The organism is Jatrophihabitans sp. (assembly GCA_036399055.1).
GTDB lineage: Bacteria > Actinomycetota > Actinomycetes > Mycobacteriales > Jatrophihabitantaceae > Jatrophihabitans_A.
In genome coordinates, this window is the sequence record DASWNX010000011.1 from 88,071 (window position 1) to 113,679 (window position 25,609).

The window sequence follows — 25,609 nt, forward strand, 5'->3', positions numbered from 1 at the left end:
GAGTGCGGAACGTGCTTTGACGGCAGGGGGTCACGTGCTGGCGAAGATGGGGCCTCGCGCTACCAGGTGTTGGGCCGCTTGCGCGAGAGGGCGGACGATGAGGCGGTCGACGTTGACATGAGCCGGTAGCGCAAGGCAGCTGAGGATGCATTCGGCGATGTCACAGGCCAGCAGCGGCCGGTCGACGCCGGCATACACCGCCTCGGCGCGCTGCTGGTCACCGCCGAACCTGTTGAGCGCGAACTCCTCGGTCATCACCATGCCGGGCGCGATCTCGATGACCCTGAGCGGCTGGCCGCACAGCTCCTGGCGCAGGGTCTCCATCAAGGCTCGCTCGGCATGCTTAGCCGCGCTGTAGCTGCCGCCGGTCGGGTAACCGGCCAGAGCCGCGGTCGAGGTCACGGTGACGATGGACGCGCTGGCGCTGCGGCTCAGCGCCGGCAGCAGCGCCTGGATGACGCGCAGGGTTCCCAGCACGTTGATGTCATAGCTGCGAGCCCAGTCAGCAGGCTCGGCCTCGGTCACCGATCGCGCGTCCACCGCGCCTCCGGCGCAGTTGACCAGCACATCGCAGGCGTCGACCTGCTCGGCCAGCGCCGCCACCGACTTGGCGTCGGTGACGTCCAGGTGGACCGCGGTCCCCCCGATCTCATCGGCAAGCGCTCTCAGCAGCTCCAGCCTCCGGGCTGCCACCACCACGCGGTAACCGGCTTCGGCCAACCGTCTGGCGGTCGCCCGGCCGATGCCGGTGCTGGCGCCGGTCACCACCGCGCTCAGGCGCGGCGGGGTGGGGTGCGACGTCACGACGTCTCGATCCGGATCTTGTCGTTGACCTCGTCGCAGCGGCGCACCGCGTCCTCACGGTCCCGGCCGGTGGCGATGACATAACCGCTCACGCAGTCGGCGACGGTCAGCAGCGGCGGCACCTCGTCACCGACGTTCTTGGTGACCGCCGCCGCGATCTCCATGTCGCGGAACTCGTCGAGGAAGGGCAGGAACACGTCGGGTGTCACCCCGACGGGCAACCGCCGGACAATCGACTGGATGTCCTCGGCGATGTCGATCCGCTCGATCTTGCCGGCCATCGGCGTGAAGAACCGGACTGCCGCTCCGGCGATGGGATCCGGAGACGACTCCGGCAGCGGATCGATCTGCAGTGGAACGGTCATCATCATCCGGTTCAGGTCATAACCGAATGCCCGGCGCACCAGTTCCGGCGCTCCGCTGCCGGCCAGTCTGGCGTGGGACTCCAGCACCCGGGGGCCGGATTCGGTGAGCACGAACTCACTGTGCGACGGGCCCTCGGTGAGTCCCACCGCGTCGAGCAACTGCGGGGTGAGCGTGCGCAGCTGGTCCAGGTAAGGCAGCGCGACCCTGCTGGGCGTGCTCACCTCCCATTCGACGAATCGATCGTTCATGCGGTACTCGGAGTAGCCGATCGGGACATGCCGGCCGTTGAAGGAGATGGAGTCGACGCTGACGACCGGGCCGTCCAGGTACTCCTCCGCGATCGGGTTCAGCACTCCTTCGGCGAGCAGGCTGGTGAACACCTCAGCGGCGGCAGCGGCGCTGTCGACCAGGTTGATCCGCAGGCTGGCGGCGCCGTCGATCGGTTTGATGACGATCCGGCCACCGACCTTGTCGTAGAAGTCCGCCGCCTGCTCAGCGCTTTCCAGCACGGCGAACCGCACCGGGCTCAGTCCGCGCTGGTCAAGGCACTGGCGGGTCAGCGACTTGTCCTTCAGAGCCAACGCCGTCGCCTCGCCCACGCCTGGCAATCCCAGCGTGTCGACCACCTGTCCGGTGGACACCGCGGCGATCTCCGCCGTCGTCATCACCCGGTCGAATGGCCGCTTGGCGTGCAGCGGCCGCAACACCTGGAGAATCTCGGCAGAATCCTCGACGCTGGCATGCACGATCTGCTCGCAGTGCGCGGCGATGCTCGGGTGATACTTGCCGGGCTCGTGCACCAGCACCACGTCGATGCCAAGCTCCTTGGCGCCGGCGATCGGGGCGGGGCGACCGCCGACTACTGCAATCCTGAACATCGAGAACCTCTATGCTTTCTGATCTTGTGAGATCGGGGAGAAAGGGCAGCGCTCAACTGGCGTAGCAGCGCCGCAGCCAGCGGGCCTGGGTCACCGGCCCGGGCTCGAACGCGCGACGGCGGTGCAGGATCCGGTAGTTGTCGAAGATCAGGAAGTCCCCGGGGCCGAGCACCAGCTCTTCTCCGGTGAGGCTGTCCAGCGCCTGGCGCCACTGGGCCAGTGCCGCCTCACAGCGCGGGTTCGACGCTGTGACGGTTCCAGGGTCATACCTGACCCTGCGGTCCGCGCCTGAGATCTCGACCAGCGGATGCGGCGCCAGCGGCTGGGTCTGGAACCTGTCGTTGGACGCCGGGGCGCCCACGGTGAAGCCCGGCTCGCCGAGCACCTGCAGCGCCAGGGGATCCATCAGGTCCACCGCGGCGTCGATCGACACGACATCGGTGGGCACTGCCTCCTCGTTGCGCATCGCGAAAAAGCTGAGGTAACGGGGGATGAAGGCACGGGGGTCAACCCCGCTGAAGCCAAACGGCAGGTGCGGGTTGTCGGTGTGCCAGGAGAAGTCGGTGTCCGAACCCCATGAGCTGGTGGAGGCTGCGGCTTGCGGATTGGGCACCACGTTGCGCATCAGCCGGCCGTCATTCTCATAGGGCACCGAGTACGGGGTGAGACCGCACAGCCGGACCAGGCCCAGGTGCATCGCGTTCGTCATCGCCAGGGCGGGCTCGTCGGCGTAACCCTCGACCGGCGTGGGCGGAAGTTGCTGCACCGGAAGGTTGCGCAGCAGTAGAACCCGCTCGCGATTGCTCACGAACTGCGCCAGGTGAGTGAGGATGTGGTCGTCGAGGACCTGCTGCAGCACGTGTGATCCGACGCCCGCGAGGATTGACTCGTGCCGGTCCGAATCCAGCGGCTGCCCGTGCAGACGCTCGGCGAGGTCCTCACTGAGGGACTCACGGGTCTTGTCGTCCACTGTGAATGAGCTGAACATCATCGTACTAGTCATTCGTATGACTCCAACGAGAGCGGCCGGGCGGACGGGGCGGTATGGAGGGTGTGACGTGGCACGTCAGAAGCGGTGGCGCTAAAAGTTGAGCAGTGTAACTCTGGCTTAACATAGGGCCGAAGCTGCCTGGCGTCAGCACTCAGCGACCGGTGACATGGCCCGGCGACCCGCAGGTTGCCGAGCACTTCACCGACGTCCGGTGAGCCGAGCTGTCACAGAAGGCTGCGCAAGCATATACATCATACGAATGACATTCAAACCCCAAATGAGGATGACGAGTCCGATGCGCGCGATCCGGCTGCGCGCTGCGCTGCCGGCGCCAGGGCGTCGATGCGCCGTTCCAGCCGTACGAAGACCCATTGGCGGCGGTGGCGGCAGCGGTGGCGGTGGCGCACGGCCGTGGAGACGCCGTCGGCAGCCGCCCCCGAGTCCGCTCCCCTCGCCCCGCGGTCCTCGCCGCATCGCGGGGGCACCGCGGGCCGCGTGGACGCCGATCGCGCCGGCGCGCCGGCCGCGCACCGCGCAGGCACACCGGCCTGCCGGGTGCGGCGCCTCTTCCGAGACGAGGACTTCAGAGGCCAGAATGAGGTGCCCGCCGGGCGTCGTCCGGCGGGGCGCCGTCACGAGGGAAGGAACGACTCATGACCACCCGGCTGAACCCTTACCTGAACTTCCGCGACACCGCCAGGGACGCCATGGACTTCTACCAGTCGGTGTTCGGAGGCGAGCTGACCCGCAGCACCTTCGCCGAGCTCCAGGTCAGCGACGACCCCACCGAGCACGACAAGATCATGCACTCGATGCTGGTCACCGAGCAGGGGCTGGTGCTGATGGCCGCCGACACGCCCAACGTCATGCCCTACACGCCGGGCACGAACTTCGCGGTGTCGCTGAGCGGCGACAGCGAGGACGAGTCCGCGCTTCGGGGCTACTGGGAGAAACTGTCCTCCACCGGGATAGTGACGGCCCCGCTCGACCAGGCGCCCTGGGGCGACACCTTCGGCATGTGCGTGGACAAGTTCGGCGTCAGCTGGCTGGTCAACATCGCCGGCCCCCAGCACCAGGAGTAGCCGCCAGGCAACACCTGTGAGCCTGCTTGACGGAGCAAGCGGGCGGTGGTACCTACGAATAGGAGTGATCATCTGAGAACCGAGAGCGACTTCACTCCGCATTAACACGTCAGGAGGCCGAGGTCGTGACGGTGCCAGGCGCAGTCGCCCAACCCATCCAAAGTCTTGTCCCTGCCCGCATGGATCGACTGCCCTGGTCGAAGTTCCATTGGCGGGTCGTCATCGCGCTGGGGATCACCTGGGTGCTCGACGGCATCGAGATCACCGTGGCCGGCGCGATCGGCGAACGGCTGACCGAAGAGGGGACCCTGCATTTCACCGCCGGCCAGATCGGCCTCGCCGCGTCGATCTACCTGCTTGGAGAGGTGGTGGGCGCCCTCTATTTCGGACGGCTCGCCGACAAGCTCGGACGTCGCAAGCTGTTCATCATCACCCTCGGCGTCTACCTGATCGGCAACCTGCTCACGGCCTTCTCGTTCAACTTCCTCTTCTTCATCGCCACCCGGTTCATCGCCGGACTGGGTATCGGCGGCGAGTACGCGGCGATCAACTCCGCGATCGACGAGTTGATCCCGGCCGATTACCGCGGCCGGGTCGACCTGGCCATCAACGGAACCTACTGGCTCGGCGCGATGATCGGCGCCGCGGCCAACATCGCCTTCCTCAACCCCGACCTCTTCGACGTCAACCTCGGGTGGCGGCTCGGCCTGCTCATCGGACCGCTGATCGGCATCGCGGTCTGGGGCTTGCGCAGGCATATCCCGGAGAGCCCTAGATGGCTGCTCACCCACGGTCAGTCCGAGGAGGCCGAGCGGATCGTCGACGGCATCGAAGGCGACATCAAAGCCGGAGGCGTCACGCTGGCGCCGGTCGACCCGTCCGACGCCTTGCTGGTCGAGCAACGTGAGGAGCCGGGTTACAAGACACTCGCCCAGCTCATCGTTCGGGAATACCCGAGCCGGGCGTTCCTGGGCTTCATGCTGATGGTCACCCAGTCCTTCCTGTACAACGCGATCTTCTTCACCTTCGCCCTGATCCTGGGCAAGTTCTACGGCATCAGCGGTGGCGCGGTCGGCTACTTCATCTTCCCGTTCGCGGTCGGAAACCTGCTGGGCCCGTTGCTGCTGGGCAAGCTGTTCGACACCGTCGGCCGACGGATCATGATCGGCAGCACGTACTGCTCCTCGGCCATCCTGTTGTTCATCACCGGCTGGCTGTTCAAGAACGGCTCGCTCAACGCGACCACCCAGACCATCCTGTGGTGCGTCATCTTCTTCATCGCCTCGGCGGCGGCATCCTCTGCGTACCTGACGGTCAGCGAGATCTTCCCCTTGGAAGTGCGGGCCAAAGCCATCTCACTGTTCTTCGCGGTGTCGCAGTTCTTCGGCGGTGTGATCGCGCCGTTCCTGTTCGGCAAGCTCATCGACGCCGCGGGCACCGGGGACGTGCTCGATCGCGACCCGCTGTTCTGGGGGTACACGATCGGCGCCGTCCTGATGTTCCTCGGTGGTCTGACCGCTTTCATCTACGGCGTCAACGCCGAGCGGCAATCCCTGGAGAGCATCGCCAAGCCGCTGTCGGCTCGACATGTCGCCATGGCCTCAGGCGGGGCCAGCCGGCTCACCGGCGGCCTGGGCGCGGGCGTCCGCCGCGACCACGGGGCCGGGGTGCTGCGCGCCGGGCCCAAGGGCGATGCCACCGACGGCGATACGAAGTAGCCGGGCGATTCCCCTCACCAGGTGACCAGCCCCAGATGCCAGAGCCGTGGCGGCGCACCGTCTGGCTCTTGCTCTGGGGCTGGATGCCGGCCGGGATCGGCTGGCAACTGCTCAACGTCGACCGGCTTGACGCCTTCAGCATGCTCGGCTGGTTCCTCTGGCCGCTCGTGCCGGCGCTCTACCTGCTCGTGACGCTGGTGATCGGGCGCCTCTTCCGCGGAGACCACCGAGGCCGGCCCCTAGGTTGAGCAGGCTCGGATCACCTGCGAACGCCGAACCAGAGGCCGGTGGCGTGCGGCAGCGGGTGCACGCTGAGGTGTTCGAGCAGGACGTCGACCCCGCCGGGCTGATCGAGCAGCCGCACGCCGTCGCCGAGCAGCGTTGGGACGATGAAGACCAGGATCTCGTCCAGCAGCCCGGCCTGCAGGCACTGCCGGGCGACACTGGCGCCGAGGATGTTGACGTATCTCTCACCGGCGGCGGCCTTGGCCTCGGCGACGGCGGCGTGGAGGTCATCGAGGAAGACCACGCCGGGCGCCGAGGTGTGCCGAGCGTGGTGGCTGAGCACGAACTGCGGTCCAGACCACCGGCCGCCGAACGCGCCCTCCTTGTCAGTGCCCCGGTTCGGATCGTCGCCGCGATAAGTGCGGTTGCCGATCAGCAGGGCGCCGATCTGGCCGATCAGCTCGTCCGCGATCGGGTTGGGCCCGAGGTGCCCGGTCAGCCACGACATGTCGCCGCCTGGACCGGCGATGAAACCGTCCAGCGACATCGACGCCGAGTACAGCAGCTTTGCCATGACCTGCCTCCGCCAGAGATCCGTCGTTCGCCGGTACCGTGCTGCAGGTGAGTGCCGACCTGCCCAGCGTGGCGCCGCCAGCCGAGCCCGACCAGCCGCCAGTGGTGATTTACACCGACGGGTCCTGCAAGGGCAACCCGGGGCCGGGTGGTTGGGGCGCATGGCTCAGCATCGGCGAGCATTCCAAGGAGCTGTTCGGCGGCGAGCCGCAGACCACCAATCAGCGGATGGAGCTGATGGCCGCCATCCAGGCGTTGAGCGCCCTCACCAGGCCGTGCGCCGTGGTGCTCTACACCGACAGCAGGTACGTCCTCGATGGCATCACCCGCTGGATCCACGGCTGGAAGCGCAACGGCTGGCAGAACTCGGCCAAGCAGCCGGTCAAGAACGCCGACCTGTGGCGCTCGCTGGACGAGGTGTCGGTCCGGCACGCGGTCGACTGGCGCTGGGTCAAGGGGCATTCAGGAGACTTCGGCAACGAGCGCGCCGACGCGCTGGCCAACGACGGCGCGGCCCTGATGATCTGACGGCGCTGATGATCTGACGGCGCTGATGATCTAACGGCTCCCCCGACGCCGCCTTCCTGCCGGCTAACGAGATTCGCGAGGCACCCCGAGTCTCGGCATGCCGCCGAGTCCCAGGTTGTAGCGGACGTCGTCGGAGTACTCGGCCAGCTTCTTCCACAGCGCCGAATGCGCCGGCCACGGGATCGGGTTGTCGCCGTCCAACCAGCTCTCGCCGAAGGTGATCCAGACGACGGTCCAGTCGGCCGCCACGCTCCACCTTCCTTGGCTCCAGTCGATCAGGGCGCGACGGATCTGCATCGCCGCCCGCGGCGCGTCGGGGAACGTCGTGGTGGTGTGCACGATCCACACCCGGAAGTCCTGTGACATCAGATCGAGTTCGAAGTCGCCCAGCACGTCAGGGTTGACCAGCACCGTGGCCATGTTCTCGAAGCCTCGCCCTCTCACACCCGGAATTATCCAACAACCGCGCGAGGTGGTGAAGGGACGACCCGGGATTGCCTTGCAGGCGCCGGCCCGGGGATGATCGGCGACGGCCCAACACTGGCGCTATCAGGCAGCAAGGGGCAAGCGTGGACATCAAGGAGATCAACCGTCGAGTGGTCGAGCAGTTTCGGGCCGGCGGCGAGGTCGAGGGCATGCACCGCGATCGGCTGCTGCTGCTGACCACGGTCGGGGCGAGGACCGGCCAGCGCCGCACCACGCCGATGATGTTTCATCCCGACGGTGACCGGCTGCTGGTCATCGCCTCCAACATGGGCGCGGCCAGGCATCCGGACTGGTACCTCAACCTGGTGGCCGATCCTCACGTCACCGTCGAGGTCGGCGACCAGACCTACGAGGCGGTGGCCAGCACCGCCGAGGGCGCGGAGCGGGAGCGGTTGTGGCGCCTGCTCACCCAGCACTACCCGTTCTTCACCGAGCACCAGCAGCAGGCTGGGCGGGTCATTCCCGTGGTGATCCTGACCCGGGTCTGAGCCAGCCGGCTCAGGACGGCACGGTGTCCCATGTGGTCAGGCAGAACGGGTGCCCGACCGGGTCGGCGAAGACCAGGCAATGATCGGCGTTGGGTTGGTCGGCGAACCTTGTCGCGCCCGCTGCCAGCACCCGCGCCTCGGTCGCGGCCAGGTCATCGACGTAGAAATCCAGATGCGCCTGCATCTGCGACGCCGGGTGGGGCCAGGTGGGCGGGGTGTAGCCGGGAGCGGTCTGAAAGTCGATCCGCCCGCCCGGGCCGTCGACGGTCGCCCACTCGGCGCTGACGAAGACGACCTCGCCGTCGGTGATGTCGGCGTAGAAGGCGGCGAGCTCACCGGCGTCCGGGCAGTCCAGCGCGATTGAGCTGAGCCTGATCGAGTTCGACATGGCGTCCTTTCGTTCAGTGCTGTGCTCGCTGTTGTGCGATCGGGTGTCATCTCAGGATCGGGTGCTGTCCAGATCGCTGGCAAGTCGTGCCGCGGCGGCGTTGAGGTAGCGCTGCTCGGGAATGCTGGTGGACAGCCGTCCGGCGGCGGCGTAGGCGTCCCGGGCTTGCTCGCCGTGGCCGTCCAGCTCGAGCAGGTGGGCGCGGACGGCGTGGAGGCGGTGCCAGCGGCGCAGCCGGTTGTCCTCCAGCAGCGGGTCCAGCATCCGCAGGCCGGCCGCGGGCCCGTCCACCATGGCCAGGGCGACGGCGTGATTGAGGGTGACGACCGGGCTGGGCGCCAGATCGCCCAGCATCCGGTACAGCGTCTGGATCTGGGCCCAGTCGGTCTCCTCGGCGCGGGCCGCCTCGGCGTGCACGGCGCTGATCGCCGCTTGCAGTTGGTACTCCCCCACTGGCCCGGCCGGCAGCGCGGCCTCGATCAACGCAACGCCCTCGCGGATACGCGCCTGGTCCCACAGCGTGCGGTCCTGCTCGGCCAGCGGCACGAGTGCCCCGTCGGCGCTGATCCGGGCAGCCCGCCTGGCGTCGGTCAGCAGCATCAGCGCCAGCAGCCCGCTGACCTCGCCGGCCTCGGGCAGGCGCCGGTGCAGTTGCCGGGCCAGCCTGATCGCCTCGTCGCTGAGGCTGACGTCGTACAGGCCGGCGCCGGCGGTGCTGGTGTGGCCCTCGGTGAAGATCAGGTACAGCACCTGCGCGGCGGCCGCGACTCGGGCGGGCAGCTCGCGCGCGGCGGGTGCGGTGAACCGTGCGCCGACCTGCCGGAGCTTGGCCTTGGCCCGGCTGATCCGCTGGGCCATCGTCGGCTCGGGCGTCAGGAACGCCCGGGCGATTTGCGCGGTGCTCAGGCCGCCGACGGCACGCAGCGTCAGGGCCACCTGCGCCGGCCGGGGCAGCGCCGGGTGGCAGCACAGCAGCAACAGGGCCACCGAGTCGTCCACCGCTCCGGCGCTGACGGCGGCGGTGCTGTCGGCCGCCGGGGCGAGGAACCGCTCCGGCGGCGTCCGGCTGGCGACCAGCCGCTCCCGCTCGACTCTGGACCGGTCCGCGCGCCACTGGTCGACCAGCCGCCGGGAGGCCACGGTGATCAGCCAGGCGGTCGGGTCGCTCGGCAGGCCCTGGCTCGGCCACTGCCTTGAGGCGGCCAGCAGTGCCTCCTGCAGGGCGTCCTCGGCGGTGTCGAAGTCGCCGTAGCGGCGCACCAGCGCGGCCAGCACCCGCGGCGCGCAGTCGCGCCACAGCTGCTCTAGCTGCCGCGCGCCGTCGGGTTCCTGCCGCTCGCTTGTCATTGATCGCCTGTCACCGGTCGCTCGTCTGGCCGTCTCACCGGTCGCCTTACCGGAAGTCTCACTGGTCGCCTTACCGGTCGTTTACTGGTCCTCGCCGCCGGGCCACATCACCGGCCTGAGCTCCACGGTGCTGCCCGGGCCGGCGAACTGCGCGGCCACCTCCTCGGCGCGCTCGCGAGACTGGCAGTCGATGAGGAAGAAGCCGGCCAGCTGCTCCTTTGACTCCGCGTAGGGGCCGTCGGTGGCCAGGCGAGCCTCGGGACTCCAGGTGTAGACGGTGGACGAGGCGGGGTCGCCCAGCGCCTCGGCGCTGACGAACTCCCCCGACGCCGACAGCTCAGCCAGCAACGCGTCGAACTGCCGGTCCATCTCCTCGTGCTGCTCCTTCGGGACCGCCCGTCCCTCGGCGGTGTAGGCCGACGTCGGGTGTCCCCACGGGTCGGGGTTGCTGTGGATCAGGATCACGTACTTCATGGCAGGCTCCTTGTCCCTCTGGCTTGATCGTCTAGAAGTAGCCCGTGCCGGGCTCGTGCATGCCTAGGTCGGCGCGGGCCAGCCGTCCTCGACAAGTATGGTCCCGGCCGTGCGCCAGAACCGATCGACGCCGACCTGCCCACGGTCTTCGAGGCGGCTCACGCGTGGCTCGGGCAGGATGAGTCGATGAGCACCGCATCGCCACCGCTGGCCGGCATCGTCGACTACGGCAAATCCTCGCTGTCTGACGTGCTGCCGTCAGCCCTGGCAGCCCTGGGAGTGGACGGCGAGCCGAACACGCTGGAGATCGAGCCGGCCGAGTGCGTCGTGGTGCTGCTGGTGGACGGCCTGGGGTGGCAGCTGCTGAGCGAGCACGCCCGGCACGCCCCGTTCCTGTCGAGCCTGGCGGCCCGCCAGCTGACGGCAGGTTTCCCGACCACCACCGCGGTCAGCATCACCTCGCTCGGCACCGGCGTCCCGCCAGGCCAGCACGGCATCACCGGTTACACCACCCGAGCCGACGGAGTGGGCGAACCGGTCAATTGGCTCACCTGGCGCGGCGTCTACTCCGGCGCCGATCTGAGCGATGAGCAGCCGCCCGAACAGGTCCAGCCGGTGGCCACCGCCTTCGAACGAGCCGAGGCGGCCGGGGTCAGCGCGTCGGTGGTGTCCGCGCCCGCGTTCGGCCACAGCGGATTGACCCGGGCGGCGCTGCGTGGCGCGCGCTACGTCCCGGCGTTCACCGCCGCCGACACCGCGACCGCGGTCGCGAGCGTAGCCAGAGCCCGGCGCGGGTTGATCTACTGCTACAACTCCGAGCTGGACCTGATCGGGCACGTGCACGGCTGCCACTCCGAGGCGTGGCGGCTCCAGCTGGAGCTGATCGACAAGGCAGCCCAGCTGCTCGCCGAGCGACTGCCGCCGGGCGTCCGGCTGCTGGTCACCGCCGACCACGGCATGCTCGACGTCCCCGAGCAGGCCAAGATCGATTACGACAGCGAGCCATCGCTTTCCGACGGTGTGGAGTTGCTCGGGGGCGAGCCCCGGGTGCGTTACCTGCACGTCGCGCCGGGTCAACTCGACAGCGTGCGCTCGCGCTGGGCCGAGCTGGTCGGGCACGGGATGGCGCTGCTGACAAGGGATGAGGCGATAGAGCGGGGCTGGTTCGGTCCGAGCGTCAGCGAGCCGGCGCGCAGCAGGATCGGTGACCTGGTCGCGGTGTCGGTGTCAGAGCTGGCGGTGGTGCGCCGCAAAGTCGCGTCCCGCAACGCGCAGCTCGTCGGGTACCACGGCGCCCTGACCGACGCCGAGCTACTGGTCCCGCTGCTGTCCCGGTAACGGCTGGCCGTCCTCGGTGAGGTAGTCGCGCCAGCCGCGGGTGGGCTGCCAGCCCAGCATCCGCTGCGCCTTCGCTGCCGAGGTGCCGCTGGCGTCGGGCCGCGCGAAGTCCCGGTACTGCACCCGGTCGCCATACTGCGCGCGCAACGCGGCGACGGTGTCGGAAACCCCGGCCGCGTCCGGCGAGCAGATGTAGAACACCTCATGCCCCGGCAGATCTGACTCGACAGCAAGGCGCAAGGCAATCGCCAGGTCGTAGGCGTCGATGTAGGACCAGCCGTTCACCGTCGGCTCCGGAGCGCCGGCGAAGGCGGCGGCCACCATCGGCCCCAGATTGCGCGCATACGATCCCGCGTCCTGCACCCAGGTCGGCCGGATCGAGACGCAGCACAGGTCCGAGCGCTGCGTCGCCGCCGTGCATAGCTGCTCGCCGAACAGCTTGCCGAGGGCGTAGGGGTCTTGCGGCTGCACCGGATGCTCTTCGTCGATCGGGAAGTAGGACGGCTCGAACGGCCGCTCGGCGAAGATCATGCCGGGCACCGTCTCCGACGACAGGTTCACCAGCCGCGACACCCCGAACCGGACGCAGGCCTCGATGACGTTGAACGCGGCCAGCAGGTTGTTGGCGAACACCGCGTGCGCGATGTCCTGGGTGGGCTCGGGAATGGCCGCGCAGTGCAGCACCGCGTCCATCCCGCGCACCAGCTGAAACGCAGCTCCGGCGTCGGTCAGGTCAGCCCGCACGTAGGGCGGCATGTCCGGCTCGGCGCGCTCGTAGGTCGGCGCGCCGAGGTCGGTGCACAGCACGTCATGCCCGGCGGCGGCCAGCTCGGCGACGGCGGCCCGGCCGACTTTGCCCCGGGCTCCGGTCACCAGCACCCGCATCGCGCCACCCCCGTGCCTGATTACCCCGTGCCTGATTACCCTGTGCCCGATTACCCTGTGCCCGATTACCCTGTGCCCGCAACGCTAAACCTGGGTGGCGGTGGCGACCAGGCCGGTCTCGGCGAGGTTGGCCAGCAGCGGATGCTTGGGCAGCACCCGCACGGTGTAGCCGAACGGGCCGGCCTTCTTCAGCGGGATGTCGCCGGTGAAGAACCCGGTGGCGTCGCGCTCGTCGGCCAGCGTCAGCGACAGCAGCTCGAAGGAGGTCAGCCGGTTGTCGGAGTCCACCGGGCCGTAGACCGCCTGCACCTCGACGTCGCCGGCGGTCAGGCCCGACAGCGCCACCTCGGCGCGCAGCTGCAAGAAGCCGCCCAGACTGGGGTCACCCTCGACCAGGGACTCCACGTGGCGCACCGCCACGTCCTTCCAGGCGCCGGCCACCCAGCTCTTCCAGGCGGCCAGGTCCTTGGCGGCGCGGAAGTCATCGACTGTCAGCAGCGCCGCGGACTGCCCCGCCGGGGCGTAGAGCCGGTGGATGTAGTCGCGCACCATCCGGGTCGCGACCACCTTCGGGCCCAGCGACTTCAGCGTGTAGCGCACCATCGCCACCCACTGCGCCGGGATGCCCCGGGCGTCGCGGGTGTAGAACCGCTGCGCCACCTGGTGCTCGATCAGGTCATACAGCCCGGCCGCCTCGACCGCGTCGCGGTGGTCATCGGTGGTGCCGGCGAGTGAGTCGTTGGCCGACGGGATCTCCCAGCCGTTCTTGCCGTCCTCACACCACTCGTCCCACCAGCCGTCCTTGATCGACAGGTTCAGCCCGCCGTTCAGGGCCGCCTTCATGCCGGACGTGCCACAGGCCTCCAGCGGGCGCAACGGGTTGTTCAGCCAGACGTCGCTGCCCCAGTACAGGTAGCGGGCCATACCGATGTCGTAGTCGGGCAGGAAGGCGATCCGGCCGCGCACCTCGGGGTCGTCGGTGAACCGGACGAGCTGGGCGATCAGCTCCTTGCCGCCGTCGTCGGCCGGGTGCGACTTGCCGGCCACCACGATCTGCACGGGACGCTCAGGGTCGGTCAGCAGCTTCTTCAGCCGGGCCGGGTCGCGCAGCATCAGGGTCAGCCGCTTGTAACTAGGAACCCGGCGGGCGAAGCCGATGGTCAGCACGTCCGGGTCGAAGGCGGTCGCGATCCAGGACAGCTCGACGCCGGAGAAGCCGCGCTCGATGCTGGACTGCCTGATCCGGCGGCGGATCTCGCCCACCAGCCGCTCGCGCAGCTCGTGCTTGAGCTCCCACAACTCGACGTCCGATATCTGGTCGATGGCATCCCAGCCGTCGCCGGAGGCCAGGTCGTCGGAGCCGGCGGTGCGCTCGGCGAGGTCCAGGAACTCCCGGGCCATCCAGGTCGGGGCGTGCACGCCGTTGGTGATCGAGGTGATCGGCACCTCTTGGGCGTCGAAGCCCGGCCACAGGTCGTTGAACATCGACCGGCTCACCCGGCCGTGCAGCTGGGCGACGCCGTTGGCGCGCTGGCCCAGCCGAAGCCCCATGTGGGCCATGTTGAACTTGGCCGGGTCCTCCTCAGCGCCCAGCGCCAGGATCCGGTCCACCGGCACGCCGGGCACCTCGCTCAGGTGGGCGCGCACCAGGTCGCGGTCGAAGCGGTCGATGCCGGCCGGGACCGGGGTGTGGGTGGTGAACACCGTGCCGGCCCGCACGGCGGTCAGCGCCTCGTCGAAGCTCAACTTGGCCGGGCCGTCGCTGAGCTCGCTGATCCGCTCGATGCCCAGGAAGCCGGCGTGCCCCTCGTTGGTGTGGAACACCTCAGGCGCCGGGTGGCCGGTGATCGCGCAGAAGCACCGCAGCGCCCGGACGCCGCCGATGCCCAGCAGCAGCTCTTGCAGCAGCCGGTGCTCGGGGCCGCCGCCGTAGAGCCGGTCGGTCACCCCGCGGGCGGCCGCGTCGTTCTCCTCGACGTCGGAGTCCAGCAGCAGCAGCGGCACCCGGCCGACCGAGGCCAGCCAGATCTGGGCGTGCAGCGTCCGGTCCTCGGGCAGTTCGAGCGACACCCGGGCCGGGTTGCCGTCGCTGTCGCGCAGCGGCGTCAGCGGCAGGCCCTGCGGGTCCAGCGAGGGGTAGCGCTCCTGCTGCCAGCCCTCGCGCGACAGCGACTGGGAGAAGTAGCCGGCCCGGTACAGCAGGCCCACCCCGATGATCGGCGCGCCGAGGTCCGAGGCTGCCTTGAGGTGGTCGCCGGCCAGGATGCCCAGGCCGCCGGAGTACTGCGGCAGCACCTCGGTGATCCCGAACTCCGGCGAGAAGTAGGCGACCGAGTTCGGCAGCGAGCCGGGCTGGGCCTCCTGCTGGCGCTGGTACCAGCGCGGCTGCTCAAGGTAGTCACGCAGGTCGTCGGAGACGTCCTGCAGGCGCCGGAGGAACTTGCGGTCCTTGGCCAGGCCGGCCAGCCGATCGGTGCTGACGCCGCCCAGCAGCCGGGCGGGGTCTCCCCTGCACTCAGACCACAGCTCGGGGTCGACCGACTCGAGCAGGTCCAGGGAGTCCGGATGCCAGGACCACCGCAGGTTGGCCACGATGTCGCCCAGCGGGGCCAGCGGGGCGGGCAGCGCCGCGCGGACAGTCAGCCGTCGTAATGCCTTCATTCCCCACACGATAGCGGCACGTGGTAGCGCTTACGGCCGATGCCAGGTCAATTACGAGTCAGCAGCCGGGGGACGATACGGTGAGCCTCGTGGTCGGACGCATAGGACTCAACTCATTACATCCGGTGATAGCGCACGGCGAGCTGCCCTCACGGGCGGTGGTCGGCGAGCCGGTGGGCATCGAGGCGACGGTCTTCCGAGAGGGCCATGACGCGGTGGCCGCATCCGTGGTGTGGCGCTCCCCCGCCGGCGTCGAGGCCGGTTTCCACCGGATGCGCCCGCTCGGCGGCGGCTCGGACCGGTGGCGCGCCGAGGTGACGCCCGACAGCACCGGCTCCTGGCAGTACGTCGTCGAAGCCTGGGGCGACCCGCTGGCCACCTGGTACCACGCCGTCGAGGTCAAGGTCGACGCCGGTCAGAGCGCCGATGAGCTGGCCAACGATCTGGAGATCGGCGCGCGGCTGTTCCAGCGGGTCGCCGACGCGTTGACCGCGGCCTCCTCGCCAGCGGGCGACACGGCCGGCTCGCCTGCGGCTGGCACTCCCGCGGCCGGCGGATCAGCGAGCGGCAAACCGGCCGCCGGCGACAAGCCGGAGACGGTCGTCGGCAAGGGCGCGGCGGCCAGCAAGGCCGGCAGCGCCGACATCATCACCGCCGGCGCCGACCCCTCCGACGCCGAGCTGGCGCGCGCGGTGGCCGCGGACCTGCGCCGCAGCGAGGTGGACGTGCCGCTGCGGATCACCCGGGCGATGAGCGCCGAGGCACGCGCTCTGGCGCAGAACCACCCGGTGCGCGAGCTGATCACCCGCTCACCGCGCTACAGCGTCTGGGTCGACCGGCCACGCGCGCTCTACGGCGCGTGGTACGAGTTCTTCCCGCGCTCGATCGGCGCGGAGCTGGCCAACGACCCCGGCGACCCGGCCCGCCCGCTGCGGCACGGCACCTTCGCCGACGCCACCCGGCACCTGGACTACGTCGCCGACCTGCTCTTCGATGTCGTCTACCTGCCGCCGATCCACCCGATCGGCCGGGTCAACCGCAAGGGCCCGAACAACACCCTGGACGCCAAGCCGACCGACACCGGCTCCCCGTGGGCCATCGGCTCGGCCGAGGGCGGCCATGACGCCATCCATCCCGAGCTGGGCACCGAGGCCGACTTCGCCGCGTTCATGGCCCGCGCCCGTGAGCTGAACCTCGAGGTGGCCCTGGATCTGGCGTTGCAGTGCGCGCCGGATCACCCGTGGGTCAGCGAGCACCCGGAGTGGTTCACCACCCTGCCCGACGGCACCATCGCCTACGCCGAGAACCCGCCGAAGAAGTACCAGGACATCTACCCGCTCAACTTCGACAACGACCCGGCCGGCCTGGCCGCCGAGGTGCTGCGGATTACGATGCTGTGGGTCTCGCGCGGAGTGAAAATCTTCCGGGTCGACAACCCGCACACCAAGCCGCTGAACTTCTGGCAATGGCTGATCGGCTCCGTCAAGTCCAAGGACCCGGACGTGCTCTTCCTCGCCGAGGCCTTCACCAGGCCGGCGATGATGCACGAGCTGGCCCGGGTCGGCTTCACCCAGAGCTACACCTACTTCACCTGGCGCAACACCGCCTGGGAGCTGGGCAAGTACGGCGAGGAACTGGTCGCCGCCGCCGACTACATGCGTCCCAACTTCTTTCCCAACACTCCCGACATCCTCAATGAGTTCCTGGTCAACGGCGGCCGGTCGGCGTTCGCGATCCGCGCCGTGCTGGCCACCATGATGTCGCCGACCTATGGCGTGTACTCCGGCTACGAGCTGTACGAGAACACCCCCGTGCGCCCGGGCAGCGAGGAGTACCTGAACTCGGAGAAGTACCAGCTGCGGCCCCGGGACCTCCAAGGCGCGATCGAGCGCGGCGAGTCGCTGGCGCCGTTCCTCAAGCGGCTCAACGAGATCCGCCGGGCGCACCCGTCGCTGCACCAGTTGCGCAACCTGCGGATGCACCACAGCGAAAACGACGCCATCCTGGTCTTCTCCAAGCGCGACGCCGCCACCGGCGACACGATCCTGGTGTGCTGTTCGACCGACCCGCATCAGGTCCGCGAAGGCTGGGTGCACCTGCGGCTGGCCGAACTGGGTGTCGGCTTGGACGAGGGTTTCCTGGTGGCCGACCTGCTCAGCGGCGCCAACTACGAGTGGGGCGAGCACAACTTCGTGCGGCTCACCCCGGACCAGCCCTCGCACATCTTCCACGTCCGACCGCGCGTTTGATGGTCGGGCGGGTAGCCGCCCGACGCCGCGACGCCAGGCGGCTGGTCAGGCGTCGCGGTCACGGGCCGCTGCGAACGCGTCCCTGAGCAGCGGCGTGTAATCGGGGTGGTGACTGAGGGTGTACTCCTGCCCGTCCACGGCGAAGGACGCGAAGCGCCACTTCTGCCGAACCTCCGCCTGGTCGTGCCTTCCGGCGGCGTCAAGCACCAGGTTGCGCGCGTCGGTGATCGGCCGCTTGCGACATGCCGCTCGCCTCTGGTCACAAGCAGGCGCCGTCAGCGAGTGAGAAGCATCTGTATGGGCGTTGAATCGTGATGTCACGGATCGGTCGCTAACGCCTTATCCAGCCGTCCCGGCCCTAGCCTCACCGGTATGCGGCGAGGGCTCGTCTTGGTGATCGCACTGGTCGCGACCTCGCTGACTTCGGGATGCACGGTGCCCTCATACGGTGTGGCTGGCGTCGGAGTCGACGCCGATGGACGCATCGTCGGACACCTCCGTCTTTGCAGCCACTACGTCGATGGCGCGTCGCTGTATCACGATTCCGGCGCTGATGCCCAAGATCTCGGCTCGTGGACACCGCCGCAGCGAGTCACCGACTTCACGTCATGGACGCTGGCGAATCCGCCGGACGGGTGGAAAACCGACCCGCCGCTCGCCCGACTACGGCCAGCCACTGAGTACACGTTGTACGGCTGGACGTCGGATGACTCATCGTCAGCCGTTGGCGTCACGTTCACTCTGGAGCAGCTGGCGAAGTTGAGACCCGGCCAGGTGATGCACTGGTCAGGCAGCGACTCCCAGGGCGAGGCCATCAAGGTCGAGAGCGTCGAGGAGTTCAGGCTTAGCGTGTGCGAACTCCTGCGATAGGTCGCAGTTGACCCTGCCGCGGCCCTTGACCGCGTCCGCGCGCCCCGTAGGAGGGGCGGTAATCACCCTCGCTCGGACCCTGACTCGCCGACCGCGACGTCGAGGGTGATTCTCAGGGCCGACCCCGATGCTTGGGAACCCCTCTCGGCCGATGCTTGACACATCGAGCCGCACCGAGCGGCGCGGGCCACCCGGCCGATCAACGAGGGGAAACGAAAACATCATGGGGTCCATCCACGACCTGTTCCGCCGACAGGGTCTCACCCGCCCGAGCGAAGGGCGCATCCTCGGCGGCGTCTGCGCAGGGCTCGGCCGCCGGATCGGCCTGGAGCCATGGCCTGCACGGCTGCTGTTCCTGCTCGTCCTGCTGGTGCTGCCCGGCTGCCAGGTGCTTCTCTACCCGATTCTCTGGATCGTGATGCCCAAGGCCCAGTCAGGCGAGGTCAGCGTTCCCACCATGAACCCGACGCCGCCGCCTGCCTAGTAGGTGGTCGTCCCCTAGGTAGTGCAGCGAGCCCTACGGGCTCGGCGAAAACACGCCCAGCCTGAGCTTCGGCTGGGCGTTTTCGCCTTTGTTAATAAAGCAAGGCGGCAACGAGTACTGTCGTACCCTTGGTCTAGATTTCAGGTATGACGACGGGGTTGGCGACTGAGGTGTTGGCCAAGGCCGACGCCGCGCTGGCCGCCGTCACTGAATTAGCCACCGCCGATCTGTCGGTACTCGATGAGAGCCAACTACTGGGGCTGGTTCGCACCGTGGAGAAGCTTCGCCGCAAAACGGAGGCTTTCGACAACGTCACCATCCCCGAGCTTGAAGCGCGCGGCATCCCCGCTCGGCACATGCTGCGCGGCGCCAGCCAGTTCGTGGCGGGGCTGCTGAATCTGGCGCCGTCAGAGAGCGGCGCGCGGGTCAGGCAGGCGCATGAGCTTGGGGTACGGGTGCAGCTGTCGGGGCAGGTGAACCCGCCGCTGCTGCCGGCGCTGGCGGCCGCCCGAGCCGACGGTGCGGTTTCAGCCAAGCAGGCAGAGGTGGTCATCCGGTGCCTCGGCAAGCTGCGCGACGGCCAGCTGTGTGTGGACGAGCTGGCCAAGGCCGAGGCGTTTCTGGTCGAGCAGGCCGAGCTTTTCGACGCCGCGACCCTCGCCGGGATCGCCAAGCAACTGCTGGACACCTTGCTTCCCGACGGAACCCTCGCCGACGAGAGATGGCAGCAGCGGCGCCGGTTCCTGAGCTGCGTGCCCAACGGTGAGGGAATGCATCGGCTCACCGCTGACCTTGATTCCGAGACCGCCGCGCTCGCGCACGCCGTGTTGCACTCGCTGGCGGCGCCGAAGCCGGCGGCCGGCGGTGAGCGCGACGAGCGCACCGCCGGACAGCGCATGCATGACGCGTTCCGGTCGGTGTTGAAGATCGCGCTGCGGTCAGCGGAACTCCCCCGGTCGGCGGGCGTGTCGGCAACCGTGCTGATCACCATGACCGCCGAGCAGTTCGAGTCTCGGACCGGCCTGGCGACGACCAGCTTCGGCCAGCGTGTGACGGTTGATCAGGCGCTGCGGGTTGCCGATCAGGCTTCCATCGCCTGGGTGGTGCATGGCAGCAAGGGCGGCGTCCTGAACTACGGCACGACTCAGCGATGCGCCACCGAGAAGCAGACCCTGGCACTGATCGCCCGGGATCAGGGCTGCGCGTTCCCGGGTTGCACCGCTCCTCCAGAATGGACCGAGAAGCACCACGTGGTTCCGTGGTCCAAGGGCGGCCAGACCGATCTGAGCAATTTGGTGCTGCTGTGCGACTACCACCATGACCGGATCGACAGCCACGGTTGGCGCGTGACCATGCTCGACGGCGTGCCCTGGTTCGTGCCCCCGGCCTGGCTGGACGCCGAGCAGACACCCAGACGCAACCAGCGGATCAACAGGCCGTGAGACGTAGCCCCACCGACCTAGACAACCTCGTCCACTCTTAAGCCACCCATCGCCAGGAACAGCGGCTAACCGGCGTTAGCCTTCATCGAGCGCACCGCTCAGCAAGCACTGCTGCGCGGCCGCTCGGGCCACCCACGGGCGTGGCGGTCAGTAGGCGAAGTCCGTGGCCCTTGGCCTGATTCGCGGCGCCGATGAGTTCTGGAGCCGGCAGTCATCTGAATGGTGTATGAACGCACGGCGCGTATGCAGGGAGAGCATGAGATGCGACCACTTCGATACTCGATCAACGTAACGCTCGACGGCTGCTGCCATCACGAGGCAGGGCTCCCGCCGGACGAGGAGTCGATGCGCTACTGGACCGCTGCGATGGACCGAGCCGATGCCCTCCTGTTCGGTCGCGTGACCTACGAGATGATGGAGTCGGCGTGGCGGGAGCCTGCCACGGGCACGTGGCCCGAATGGATGGGCGAGCGGGATATCCCGTTCGCCGAGGCGATCCACCGGGCGAAGAAGTACGTCGTGTCGAGCACACTGAGCGGGGTCGATTGGAATGCCGAGCTGGTGCGAGGCGACTTGAGGCAAGCGGTTGAGCGGCTCAAGCAGGAGCCAGGCGAGGGCCTGTGGGTGGGTGGCGTGACGCTCCCGCTGGCGTTGGCAGAGCTGGGACTGATCGACGAGTACGAGTTCGTTGTGCAGCCAGTCCTCGCCGGACACGGGCCCACCTTGCTCGCCGGTCTGCGCGAGCGCATCGCACTCGAGCTCGTGGACCGCCATGAGTTCCGATCTGGAGCGGTCGCCCTGCGATACCGGCCCACGCGGTCGCGGTGACGATCTCCGGCTAGGAATCGGGCCAGCGGCCTGCCCTGAGCGATGGCGTCCGTCCCAGTCAGCGCTCCTGATGACCGCCACTGATCACTCGATCACCGGCCCGAGGCTGACGTACGGTGAAGAATGACCTCAGTCCGGCGCTGGCTGGCCGTGCTCGCAACCACCGCGGTGCTGGCCGCGCTGCCGTCGTTGGTGGCCGCGCTGCCCGCCAAGAGCAGCGACCTCTCGGCTGCCGCGCTGCTGCGGCTGATCCAGTCCTCGACCGGGCGGCCCTACAGCGGCTACGCCGAGTCCACCGGCGGCCTGGCGTTGCCGGCCACCGACCGGTTCGGCTCGGTGGCCGACCTGTTCGGCGGGCGCACCCAACTTCGGGTCTGGCACCGCTCCAGCTCGGACTGGCGGGTCGACGCGATCAGCTTCGCCGGCGAAGCCGGCGTCTATCACGACCGATACGGCGAGTGGAACTGGAACTACGAGTCCAACACAGTGGACCGGACCGGCTCATCGGTGACTGCCGACGTCAGATTGCCCACCACTGCCGACCTGCTACCGCCCGAGCTCGGCCGCCGGCTGCTGAGCCAGGCACTGCCCCAGGAAGCCAGCCGGATCGGCTCGACCCGGGTAGCCGGCCGCAGCGCGCCGGGCCTGCGGATCACCCCGAGCCAGCCGGTCACCAGCATCGCCCATGTCGACGTCTGGGCCCACCAGGAGACCGGGCTGCCGCTGCGGGTCCAGGTGCGGGGCAAGCAGTCCGGCGTCCTGGCATTGGCCAGCACCTTCCTTGACTTCTCCCCCGCCGAGCCGTCACCGGCGATCACCAAGTTCTCCCCGCCTGCCGACGCCAACCTCTCCAGCAGAGCGTCCCGGGACCTGGCCACCGCCATCGACCAACGAGGCGGGGTGGAGCCGCCGGCTCGGCTGGCCGGCCTGGACCGCAACGAGCGCCTCCCGGCACTGGGCAGCGTCGGAATCTACGGCCGCGGGGTGACCGAGCTAGTGGCGGTGCCATTACCCGGCCGGATCGCCTACTCGCTGAGCCAGGATCTGCTCGAGGCCACCGGCGCCGATCCGAGCAAGCCCCAGCTCAACCTGTCGATCGGCCCGCTCAATCTGCTGCTGTCATCTCCCACCCAACCCGACGCGGCGTGGCTGCTGATCGGCACCGTGACCGCGTCGACGCTGGCCACGGCCGCCGCCGAGCTGCCCGAGCATCCTGGGCTGGGCTGATGACCGGATCGCAGAGCCCGGTGATCAGGACGCACGCCCTGACCAAACGGTTCGGCTCGCTCACCGCCGTCGACTCCGTCGACCTCGACGTCCGGGCCGGTGACATCTACGGCTTTCTCGGCGCCAACGGATCGGGCAAGACCACCACCGTGCGGATGCTGCTCGGCCTGGTGATGGCCACCTCGGGCCGCATCGAGGTGCTCGGCCAGCCGATGCCGGCGGCCGGCGGCCGGGTGCTGGATCAGGTCGGAGCGCTGGTCGAGGGACCCGCCGCATACGGCCACCTGTCCGGCCGGGCCAATCTGAGCCTGCTCGACGGCAGCGGCTCGCGGCGCGCTCGCGGCGCGCCCGGTGACCGCGCCGACCGGGTGAGCGCGGCGCTGGAGCAGGTGGGCCTTGGCGGGGTCGGCAGGCGGCCGGTCAAGGCGTACTCGCTGGGGATGCGGCAGCGGCTCGGCCTGGCGGCGGCGCTGCTGCGCACACCGCGGCTGCTGGTGCTCGACGAGCCCACCAACGGCCTTGATCCGCAGGGCATCCACGAGATCCGGGACCTGCTGCTGCGGCTGCATGCCGGCGGCACCACGATCTTTTTATCCAGTCACCTGCTGGCCGAAGTGGAGCAGCTGTGCACCCGGGTCGGGGTGCTGGACCGGGGACGGCTGATCGTGCAGTCCCAGCTCGAGGAGTTGCAGGCGCCGACCGGGCGCACGCTGGTGCGGACTCCCGACGCCGCGGCGGCGCTGGCGCTGCTGGACGGCCGGGTCGAGCACCGCGACGGCGAGACGCTGCTGGTGCGCGGCGGCGACCCGGCGACTCTCAACGCGCTGCTGGTCGGACAGGGCATCCGGGTGCGCGAGCTGGGGCCAGAACGCCGCAGTCTTGAGCAGGCCGTGCTGGAGCTGACCGGACCGAGCGCGGACCGGGTGGAGAGCGGCCGGGTGGGAAGTGGCCGGGTGGGCAGTGGCCGGGTGGGCAGTGACCGGGTGGAGGGCCGATGATCAGGATTGAGCTGCTCAAGCTGTTCCGGCGCCCGCGCACCTGGATGACCATCGCCATGCTCGACGCGCTGCCGACCATCGTGGCGATCCTCCTCGCGGTCACCGGGGTCGGCCCACGTCCGGGCCAGGGACCGGCGTTCCTGTCGGCGGTGCTGTCCAACGGCTCGCTGTTCGCGGTGGCCGCGCTGGCCATCGTGCTGCCGCTGTTCCTGCCGGTCGCGGTGGCGGTGGTGGCCGGTGACACCATCGCCGGCGAGGCCCAGAGCGGAACGTTGCGCTACCTGTTGATCCGACCGGTCGGACGCACCCGGCTGCTGGTCGCCAAGCTGGTCTCGGTGTTCGCCTTCGTCCTGGTGGCGGTGGTGGTGGTGGCCGGCACCGGATACTTCGTCGGCCGGCTGCTGCTGGGCGACCAGCCGGTGACAGCGGCGGTCACCAGCGTCTCGGGCAGCAGCCTGACCTCCGGCCAGATCACCGTCCGGACCGTGATCGCGATCGCTTACGTGGCGTTCTCGATGCTTGGGGTCGCCGCCGTGGCGCTGTTCCTGTCGACGGTGACCGACTCGGCGCTGTCGGCCAGCATGGGAGCGCTGGCGATCCTGATCGGGTCCTCGCTGCTGCTCACCATCGACGCCTCACGAGCCCTGCAGCCCTACCTGCCGACGCGGTACTGGTTGTCCTTCATCGACCTGTTCCGTGATCCGATCCTGTGGCGCAACGTGCTGCGCGGAGTGGCGTTGCAAGGCGTCTACGTCGGAGTGCTGCTCGGCGCTGCCTGGGCGAATTTCGCCACCAAGGACGTCACGAGCTGAAGGACGTCACGAGCTGAAGGACGTCATGAGCGGGGCGCGTCACCAGCCGCAGCGCGTCACGAGCTGAGCCGGGCGCAATCGCGGGCGGTCAGCGGCACGGGCGCCGAAGGTTGCAACTGCGCGACCACCATCGCCGCCACCAACGGGTCGCTCGGCAGCTGTGAGTGGGTCACTGTCGAGGCCGGGCAGACGCTCTGGACACTGATGTTGAGCGCCCCGGCCAGCACCGCCGACTCCGGTGGGATCACCACCTCGTCGCGGCTGGTCCACAGCGAGACCGACACCGGGCCTGCAGGCGCCTCGCTGCCGGGACCGGAGTTCAACCTGGCCAGCAGGGCGCTTTCCGGGTCGAGCTGTTGGCAGGCTGTCGGGCACTGCCCGGCGAACAACGCGCCGAGGCTGGCCAGCGCGGTGCCGTGGTGCGGAGCGCCCAGGCTGATCAGGCGGCGAACCGGAACGGTGGCGGCGCCGGCTTGGCTGATCCACACCCGGGCCACCACACCACCGGCCGAGTAGCCCACCACGTCGACCGAGGCCGCGCCGGTCCGCCGGATCGCGGCGTCAGCGGCCGCGTCGAGCACCCGCGCCTGAGCCGCCAGGTCGCCCTGGCCCTCGCCTGGCAGGGTGAGCACCGCGACGTCCTTGCCCTGCTCGCGCAGCCGGCCGGCCAGCACGTTCAACCCGCTGGTCGATCCGCCGTAGCCGGGCACCAGCAGCACCGGGCCGGGCTGGTCCTGGGGCGCCACCCGAAGCTCGGCCTGGCCGTCGCCGCGGCTCGCCAGCACCGCGGCCACCACGGCTATCAGCGCGATCGCGACGGCGGCACAGCCGGCTAGGGCCAGGCGGCGGCGGGCCGGGGCCAGCGAGCTGAGCACCGCACCATTGTGCCCGCGTTCGCGGTGCTCGCAGTGGCCTGGCCGCGGGGGGCCGGGCGCCTTCAGCGCCCTTTCACCGGCGCCTGAACCGGCAATGGCGTGTCGGCGGCGAAGCGGCGTGGTTCGATGGGCTCATGCAAGCCTGGTTGATCTGGCTGATCGTGGCCGCCGTACTGGCAGGGGCTGAGACCCTCTCGCTGGACCTGGTGCTGATCATGTGCGCCGGCGGCGCGGCAGCCGGCGGGGTCGCCGCCGCCGCAGGAGCGCCACCGGCCGTCCAGGTGGCCGTCGCCGTCGGCGGCGCGCTGGCGCTGCTGCTGGTGGTGCGCCCGGTGGCCAAGCGGCATCTGCAGGGCAGCGGAACCACCCGGACCGGCGTCGAGGCGCTGGTCGGCGCCCAGGCGATCGTGACAAGCAAGGTCGACGCCAAGGACGGCCGGGTCAGGCTCGGTGGCAGCGAGTGGTCGGCTCGGGCCTACGACGAGACCCAGGTGATCCCGGTCGGCAGCAGCGTCCAGGTCATCCAGATCAGCGGCGCCACCGCGGTCGTCTGGGACAGCTCGCGCTGAAGGCGTCTCCTGGCCCGCAATCG

The 25,609-nt window shown here is 69.3% G+C and carries 27 protein-coding genes; 15 read left to right on the forward strand and 12 right to left on the reverse strand.

Going from position 1 to position 25,609, the window contains the following annotated elements; genetic code table 11:
- Positions 1-30 precede the first annotated feature (30 nt).
- Genes VGB75_03555 through VGB75_03565 form a run of 3 tightly spaced genes read right to left on the reverse strand, consistent with a single transcriptional unit; the run spans position 31 to position 3,051 of the window.
- A complete protein-coding gene (locus VGB75_03555; GenBank protein HEY0166098.1) occupies positions 31-804 on the reverse strand; it encodes an SDR family oxidoreductase in 774 nt (257 codons plus the stop codon).
- The gene (locus VGB75_03560) at positions 801-2,048 is read right to left on the reverse strand and encodes an ATP-grasp domain-containing protein (GenBank protein HEY0166099.1); all 1,248 of its coding nucleotides are present in this window, start codon (positions 2,046-2,048) and stop codon (positions 801-803) included. The genes VGB75_03555 and VGB75_03560 overlap by 4 nt, the downstream gene beginning before the upstream one ends.
- A gap of 52 nt (positions 2,049-2,100) precedes the next feature.
- Entirely contained in the window at positions 2,101-3,051 is a 951-nt protein-coding gene (locus VGB75_03565) for a TauD/TfdA family dioxygenase (GenBank protein ID HEY0166100.1), read from the reverse strand.
- 641 nt (positions 3,052-3,692) lie between these two features.
- On the opposite strand from VGB75_03565, the gene VGB75_03570 reads away from it, so the two are divergent.
- The 3 genes from VGB75_03570 to VGB75_03580 all read left to right on the forward strand — a co-directional run bounded on the left by VGB75_03570 (position 3,693) and on the right by VGB75_03580 (position 6,087).
- Complete coding sequence (locus VGB75_03570; GenBank protein ID HEY0166101.1) at positions 3,693-4,121, forward strand: VOC family protein; 429 nt, start codon at positions 3,693-3,695, stop codon at positions 4,119-4,121.
- 179 nt (positions 4,122-4,300) lie between these two features.
- Positions 4,301-5,839, forward strand: a complete 1,539-nt coding sequence (locus VGB75_03575) for an MFS transporter (protein HEY0166102.1) — start codon at positions 4,301-4,303, stop codon at positions 5,837-5,839.
- A gap of 35 nt (positions 5,840-5,874) precedes the next feature.
- Positions 5,875-6,087: a hypothetical protein gene (locus VGB75_03580; protein HEY0166103.1), complete on the forward strand. Its 213-nt coding sequence runs from the start codon at positions 5,875-5,877 to the stop codon at positions 6,085-6,087.
- 11 nt (positions 6,088-6,098) lie between these two features.
- Here VGB75_03580 and VGB75_03585 read toward each other — a convergent pair whose 3' ends face one another.
- On the reverse strand, positions 6,099-6,638 hold the full coding sequence (locus VGB75_03585) for a dihydrofolate reductase family protein (protein ID HEY0166104.1): 540 nt from the start codon (positions 6,636-6,638) through the stop codon (positions 6,099-6,101).
- A gap of 47 nt (positions 6,639-6,685) precedes the next feature.
- Here VGB75_03585 and rnhA point away from each other — a divergent pair, with 47 nt between their 5' ends.
- Positions 6,686-7,165: a ribonuclease HI gene (gene rnhA, locus VGB75_03590; protein HEY0166105.1), complete on the forward strand. Its 480-nt coding sequence runs from the start codon at positions 6,686-6,688 to the stop codon at positions 7,163-7,165.
- A 63-nt stretch (positions 7,166-7,228) separates the two neighbouring features.
- Here the strand turns inward: rnhA and VGB75_03595 are convergent, their stop codons facing one another.
- On the reverse strand, positions 7,229-7,609 hold the full coding sequence (locus VGB75_03595) for a hypothetical protein (GenBank protein ID HEY0166106.1): 381 nt from the start codon (positions 7,607-7,609) through the stop codon (positions 7,229-7,231).
- Positions 7,610-7,734: 125 nt separating this feature from the next.
- Here VGB75_03595 and VGB75_03600 point away from each other — a divergent pair, with 125 nt between their 5' ends.
- Positions 7,735-8,139 (forward strand): nitroreductase family deazaflavin-dependent oxidoreductase, encoded by a 405-nt coding sequence (locus tag VGB75_03600; GenBank protein ID HEY0166107.1) that lies wholly within the window; start codon positions 7,735-7,737, stop codon positions 8,137-8,139.
- Positions 8,140-8,149: 10 nt separating this feature from the next.
- Here VGB75_03600 and VGB75_03605 read toward each other — a convergent pair whose 3' ends face one another.
- From VGB75_03605 to VGB75_03615, 3 genes are all read right to left on the reverse strand, one after another.
- Positions 8,150-8,527, reverse strand: coding sequence for a VOC family protein (locus VGB75_03605; protein HEY0166108.1), 378 nt, complete (start codon positions 8,525-8,527; stop codon positions 8,150-8,152).
- Between the two features lie 51 nt (positions 8,528-8,578).
- The gene (locus VGB75_03610; protein HEY0166109.1) at positions 8,579-9,874 is read right to left on the reverse strand and encodes a sigma-70 family RNA polymerase sigma factor; all 1,296 of its coding nucleotides are present in this window, start codon (positions 9,872-9,874) and stop codon (positions 8,579-8,581) included.
- Between the two features lie 81 nt (positions 9,875-9,955).
- Positions 9,956-10,348: a YciI family protein gene (locus VGB75_03615; protein ID HEY0166110.1), complete on the reverse strand. Its 393-nt coding sequence runs from the start codon at positions 10,346-10,348 to the stop codon at positions 9,956-9,958.
- 186 nt (positions 10,349-10,534) lie between these two features.
- On the opposite strand from VGB75_03615, the gene VGB75_03620 reads away from it, so the two are divergent.
- Positions 10,535-11,686, forward strand: coding sequence for a nucleotide pyrophosphatase/phosphodiesterase family protein (locus tag VGB75_03620; protein HEY0166111.1), 1,152 nt, complete (start codon positions 10,535-10,537; stop codon positions 11,684-11,686).
- Here VGB75_03620 and VGB75_03625 read toward each other — a convergent pair.
- On the reverse strand, positions 11,660-12,571 hold the full coding sequence (locus VGB75_03625) for an NAD(P)-dependent oxidoreductase (protein ID HEY0166112.1): 912 nt from the start codon (positions 12,569-12,571) through the stop codon (positions 11,660-11,662). The two genes, VGB75_03620 and VGB75_03625, sit on opposite strands and share 27 nt — an antisense overlap.
- 84 nt (positions 12,572-12,655) lie before the next feature.
- Complete coding sequence (glgP, locus tag VGB75_03630) at positions 12,656-15,232, reverse strand: alpha-glucan family phosphorylase (protein HEY0166113.1); 2,577 nt, start codon at positions 15,230-15,232, stop codon at positions 12,656-12,658.
- 89 nt (positions 15,233-15,321) lie between these two features.
- On the opposite strand from glgP, the gene VGB75_03635 reads away from it, so the two are divergent.
- Positions 15,322-17,481: an alpha-1,4-glucan--maltose-1-phosphate maltosyltransferase gene (locus VGB75_03635; GenBank protein ID HEY0166114.1), complete on the forward strand. Its 2,160-nt coding sequence runs from the start codon at positions 15,322-15,324 to the stop codon at positions 17,479-17,481.
- Between the two features lie 45 nt (positions 17,482-17,526).
- Here the strand turns inward: VGB75_03635 and VGB75_03640 are convergent, their stop codons facing one another.
- The gene (locus VGB75_03640; protein HEY0166115.1) at positions 17,527-17,688 is read right to left on the reverse strand and encodes a hypothetical protein; all 162 of its coding nucleotides are present in this window, start codon (positions 17,686-17,688) and stop codon (positions 17,527-17,529) included.
- A 186-nt stretch (positions 17,689-17,874) separates the two neighbouring features.
- Here VGB75_03640 and VGB75_03645 point away from each other — a divergent pair, with 186 nt between their 5' ends.
- From VGB75_03645 to VGB75_03675, 7 genes are all read left to right on the forward strand, one after another.
- A complete protein-coding gene (locus VGB75_03645) occupies positions 17,875-18,351 on the forward strand; it encodes a hypothetical protein (protein ID HEY0166116.1) in 477 nt (158 codons plus the stop codon).
- Positions 18,352-18,574: 223 nt separating this feature from the next.
- Entirely contained in the window at positions 18,575-18,835 is a 261-nt protein-coding gene (locus VGB75_03650) for a PspC domain-containing protein (protein ID HEY0166117.1), read from the forward strand.
- Between the two features lie 146 nt (positions 18,836-18,981).
- Entirely contained in the window at positions 18,982-20,277 is a 1,296-nt protein-coding gene (locus VGB75_03655) for a DUF222 domain-containing protein (protein ID HEY0166118.1), read from the forward strand.
- 219 nt (positions 20,278-20,496) lie between these two features.
- The gene (locus VGB75_03660) at positions 20,497-21,105 is read left to right on the forward strand and encodes a dihydrofolate reductase family protein (GenBank protein ID HEY0166119.1); all 609 of its coding nucleotides are present in this window, start codon (positions 20,497-20,499) and stop codon (positions 21,103-21,105) included.
- 123 nt (positions 21,106-21,228) lie between these two features.
- A complete protein-coding gene (locus VGB75_03665) occupies positions 21,229-22,332 on the forward strand; it encodes a hypothetical protein (protein ID HEY0166120.1) in 1,104 nt (367 codons plus the stop codon).
- On the forward strand, positions 22,332-23,330 hold the full coding sequence (locus VGB75_03670) for an ABC transporter ATP-binding protein (protein ID HEY0166121.1): 999 nt from the start codon (positions 22,332-22,334) through the stop codon (positions 23,328-23,330). Before VGB75_03665 ends, VGB75_03670 begins: the two co-directional genes overlap by 1 nt.
- On the forward strand, positions 23,327-24,142 hold the full coding sequence (locus VGB75_03675) for an ABC transporter permease (protein ID HEY0166122.1): 816 nt from the start codon (positions 23,327-23,329) through the stop codon (positions 24,140-24,142). Before VGB75_03670 ends, VGB75_03675 begins: the two co-directional genes overlap by 4 nt.
- A gap of 56 nt (positions 24,143-24,198) precedes the next feature.
- On the opposite strand, the gene VGB75_03680 is transcribed toward VGB75_03675, so the two are convergent.
- Positions 24,199-25,017, reverse strand: coding sequence for an alpha/beta fold hydrolase (locus VGB75_03680; protein ID HEY0166123.1), 819 nt, complete (start codon positions 25,015-25,017; stop codon positions 24,199-24,201).
- A gap of 134 nt (positions 25,018-25,151) precedes the next feature.
- Between VGB75_03680 and VGB75_03685 the strand changes: the two genes are divergently transcribed.
- Positions 25,152-25,586, forward strand: coding sequence for an NfeD family protein (locus VGB75_03685; protein ID HEY0166124.1), 435 nt, complete (start codon positions 25,152-25,154; stop codon positions 25,584-25,586).
- The last annotated feature ends 23 nt before the right edge of the window (positions 25,587-25,609 follow it).

Bases quoted from the DNA above. Each gene is read 5' to 3' on its own strand.
- VGB75_03560 (HEY0166099.1), bottom strand. From the start codon at position 2,048: ATGTTCAGGATTGCAGTAGTCGGCGGTCGCCCCGCCCCGATCGCCGGC.
- VGB75_03565 (HEY0166100.1), bottom strand. From the start codon at position 3,051: ATGACTAGTACGATGATGTTCAGCTCATTCACAGTGGACGACAAGACC.
- VGB75_03570 (HEY0166101.1), top strand. From the start codon at position 3,693: ATGACCACCCGGCTGAACCCTTACCTGAACTTCCGCGACACCGCCAGG.
- VGB75_03575 (HEY0166102.1), top strand. From the start codon at position 4,301: ATGGATCGACTGCCCTGGTCGAAGTTCCATTGGCGGGTCGTCATCGCG.
- VGB75_03580 (HEY0166103.1), top strand. From the start codon at position 5,875: ATGCCAGAGCCGTGGCGGCGCACCGTCTGGCTCTTGCTCTGGGGCTGG.
- VGB75_03585 (HEY0166104.1), bottom strand. From the start codon at position 6,638: ATGGCAAAGCTGCTGTACTCGGCGTCGATGTCGCTGGACGGTTTCATC.
- VGB75_03605 (HEY0166108.1), bottom strand. From the start codon at position 8,527: ATGTCGAACTCGATCAGGCTCAGCTCAATCGCGCTGGACTGCCCGGAC.
- VGB75_03610 (HEY0166109.1), bottom strand. From the start codon at position 9,874: ATGACAAGCGAGCGGCAGGAACCCGACGGCGCGCGGCAGCTAGAGCAG.
- VGB75_03615 (HEY0166110.1), bottom strand. From the start codon at position 10,348: ATGAAGTACGTGATCCTGATCCACAGCAACCCCGACCCGTGGGGACAC.
- VGB75_03620 (HEY0166111.1), top strand. From the start codon at position 10,535: ATGAGCACCGCATCGCCACCGCTGGCCGGCATCGTCGACTACGGCAAA.
- VGB75_03625 (HEY0166112.1), bottom strand. From the start codon at position 12,571: ATGCGGGTGCTGGTGACCGGAGCCCGGGGCAAAGTCGGCCGGGCCGCC.
- glgP (HEY0166113.1), bottom strand. From the start codon at position 15,232: ATGAAGGCATTACGACGGCTGACTGTCCGCGCGGCGCTGCCCGCCCCG.
- VGB75_03650 (HEY0166117.1), top strand. From the start codon at position 18,575: ATGGGGTCCATCCACGACCTGTTCCGCCGACAGGGTCTCACCCGCCCG.
- VGB75_03655 (HEY0166118.1), top strand. From the start codon at position 18,982: ATGACGACGGGGTTGGCGACTGAGGTGTTGGCCAAGGCCGACGCCGCG.
- VGB75_03660 (HEY0166119.1), top strand. From the start codon at position 20,497: ATGGTGTATGAACGCACGGCGCGTATGCAGGGAGAGCATGAGATGCGA.
- VGB75_03665 (HEY0166120.1), top strand. From the start codon at position 21,229: ATGACCTCAGTCCGGCGCTGGCTGGCCGTGCTCGCAACCACCGCGGTG.
- VGB75_03670 (HEY0166121.1), top strand. From the start codon at position 22,332: ATGACCGGATCGCAGAGCCCGGTGATCAGGACGCACGCCCTGACCAAA.
- VGB75_03675 (HEY0166122.1), top strand. From the start codon at position 23,327: ATGATCAGGATTGAGCTGCTCAAGCTGTTCCGGCGCCCGCGCACCTGG.
- VGB75_03685 (HEY0166124.1), top strand. From the start codon at position 25,152: ATGCAAGCCTGGTTGATCTGGCTGATCGTGGCCGCCGTACTGGCAGGG.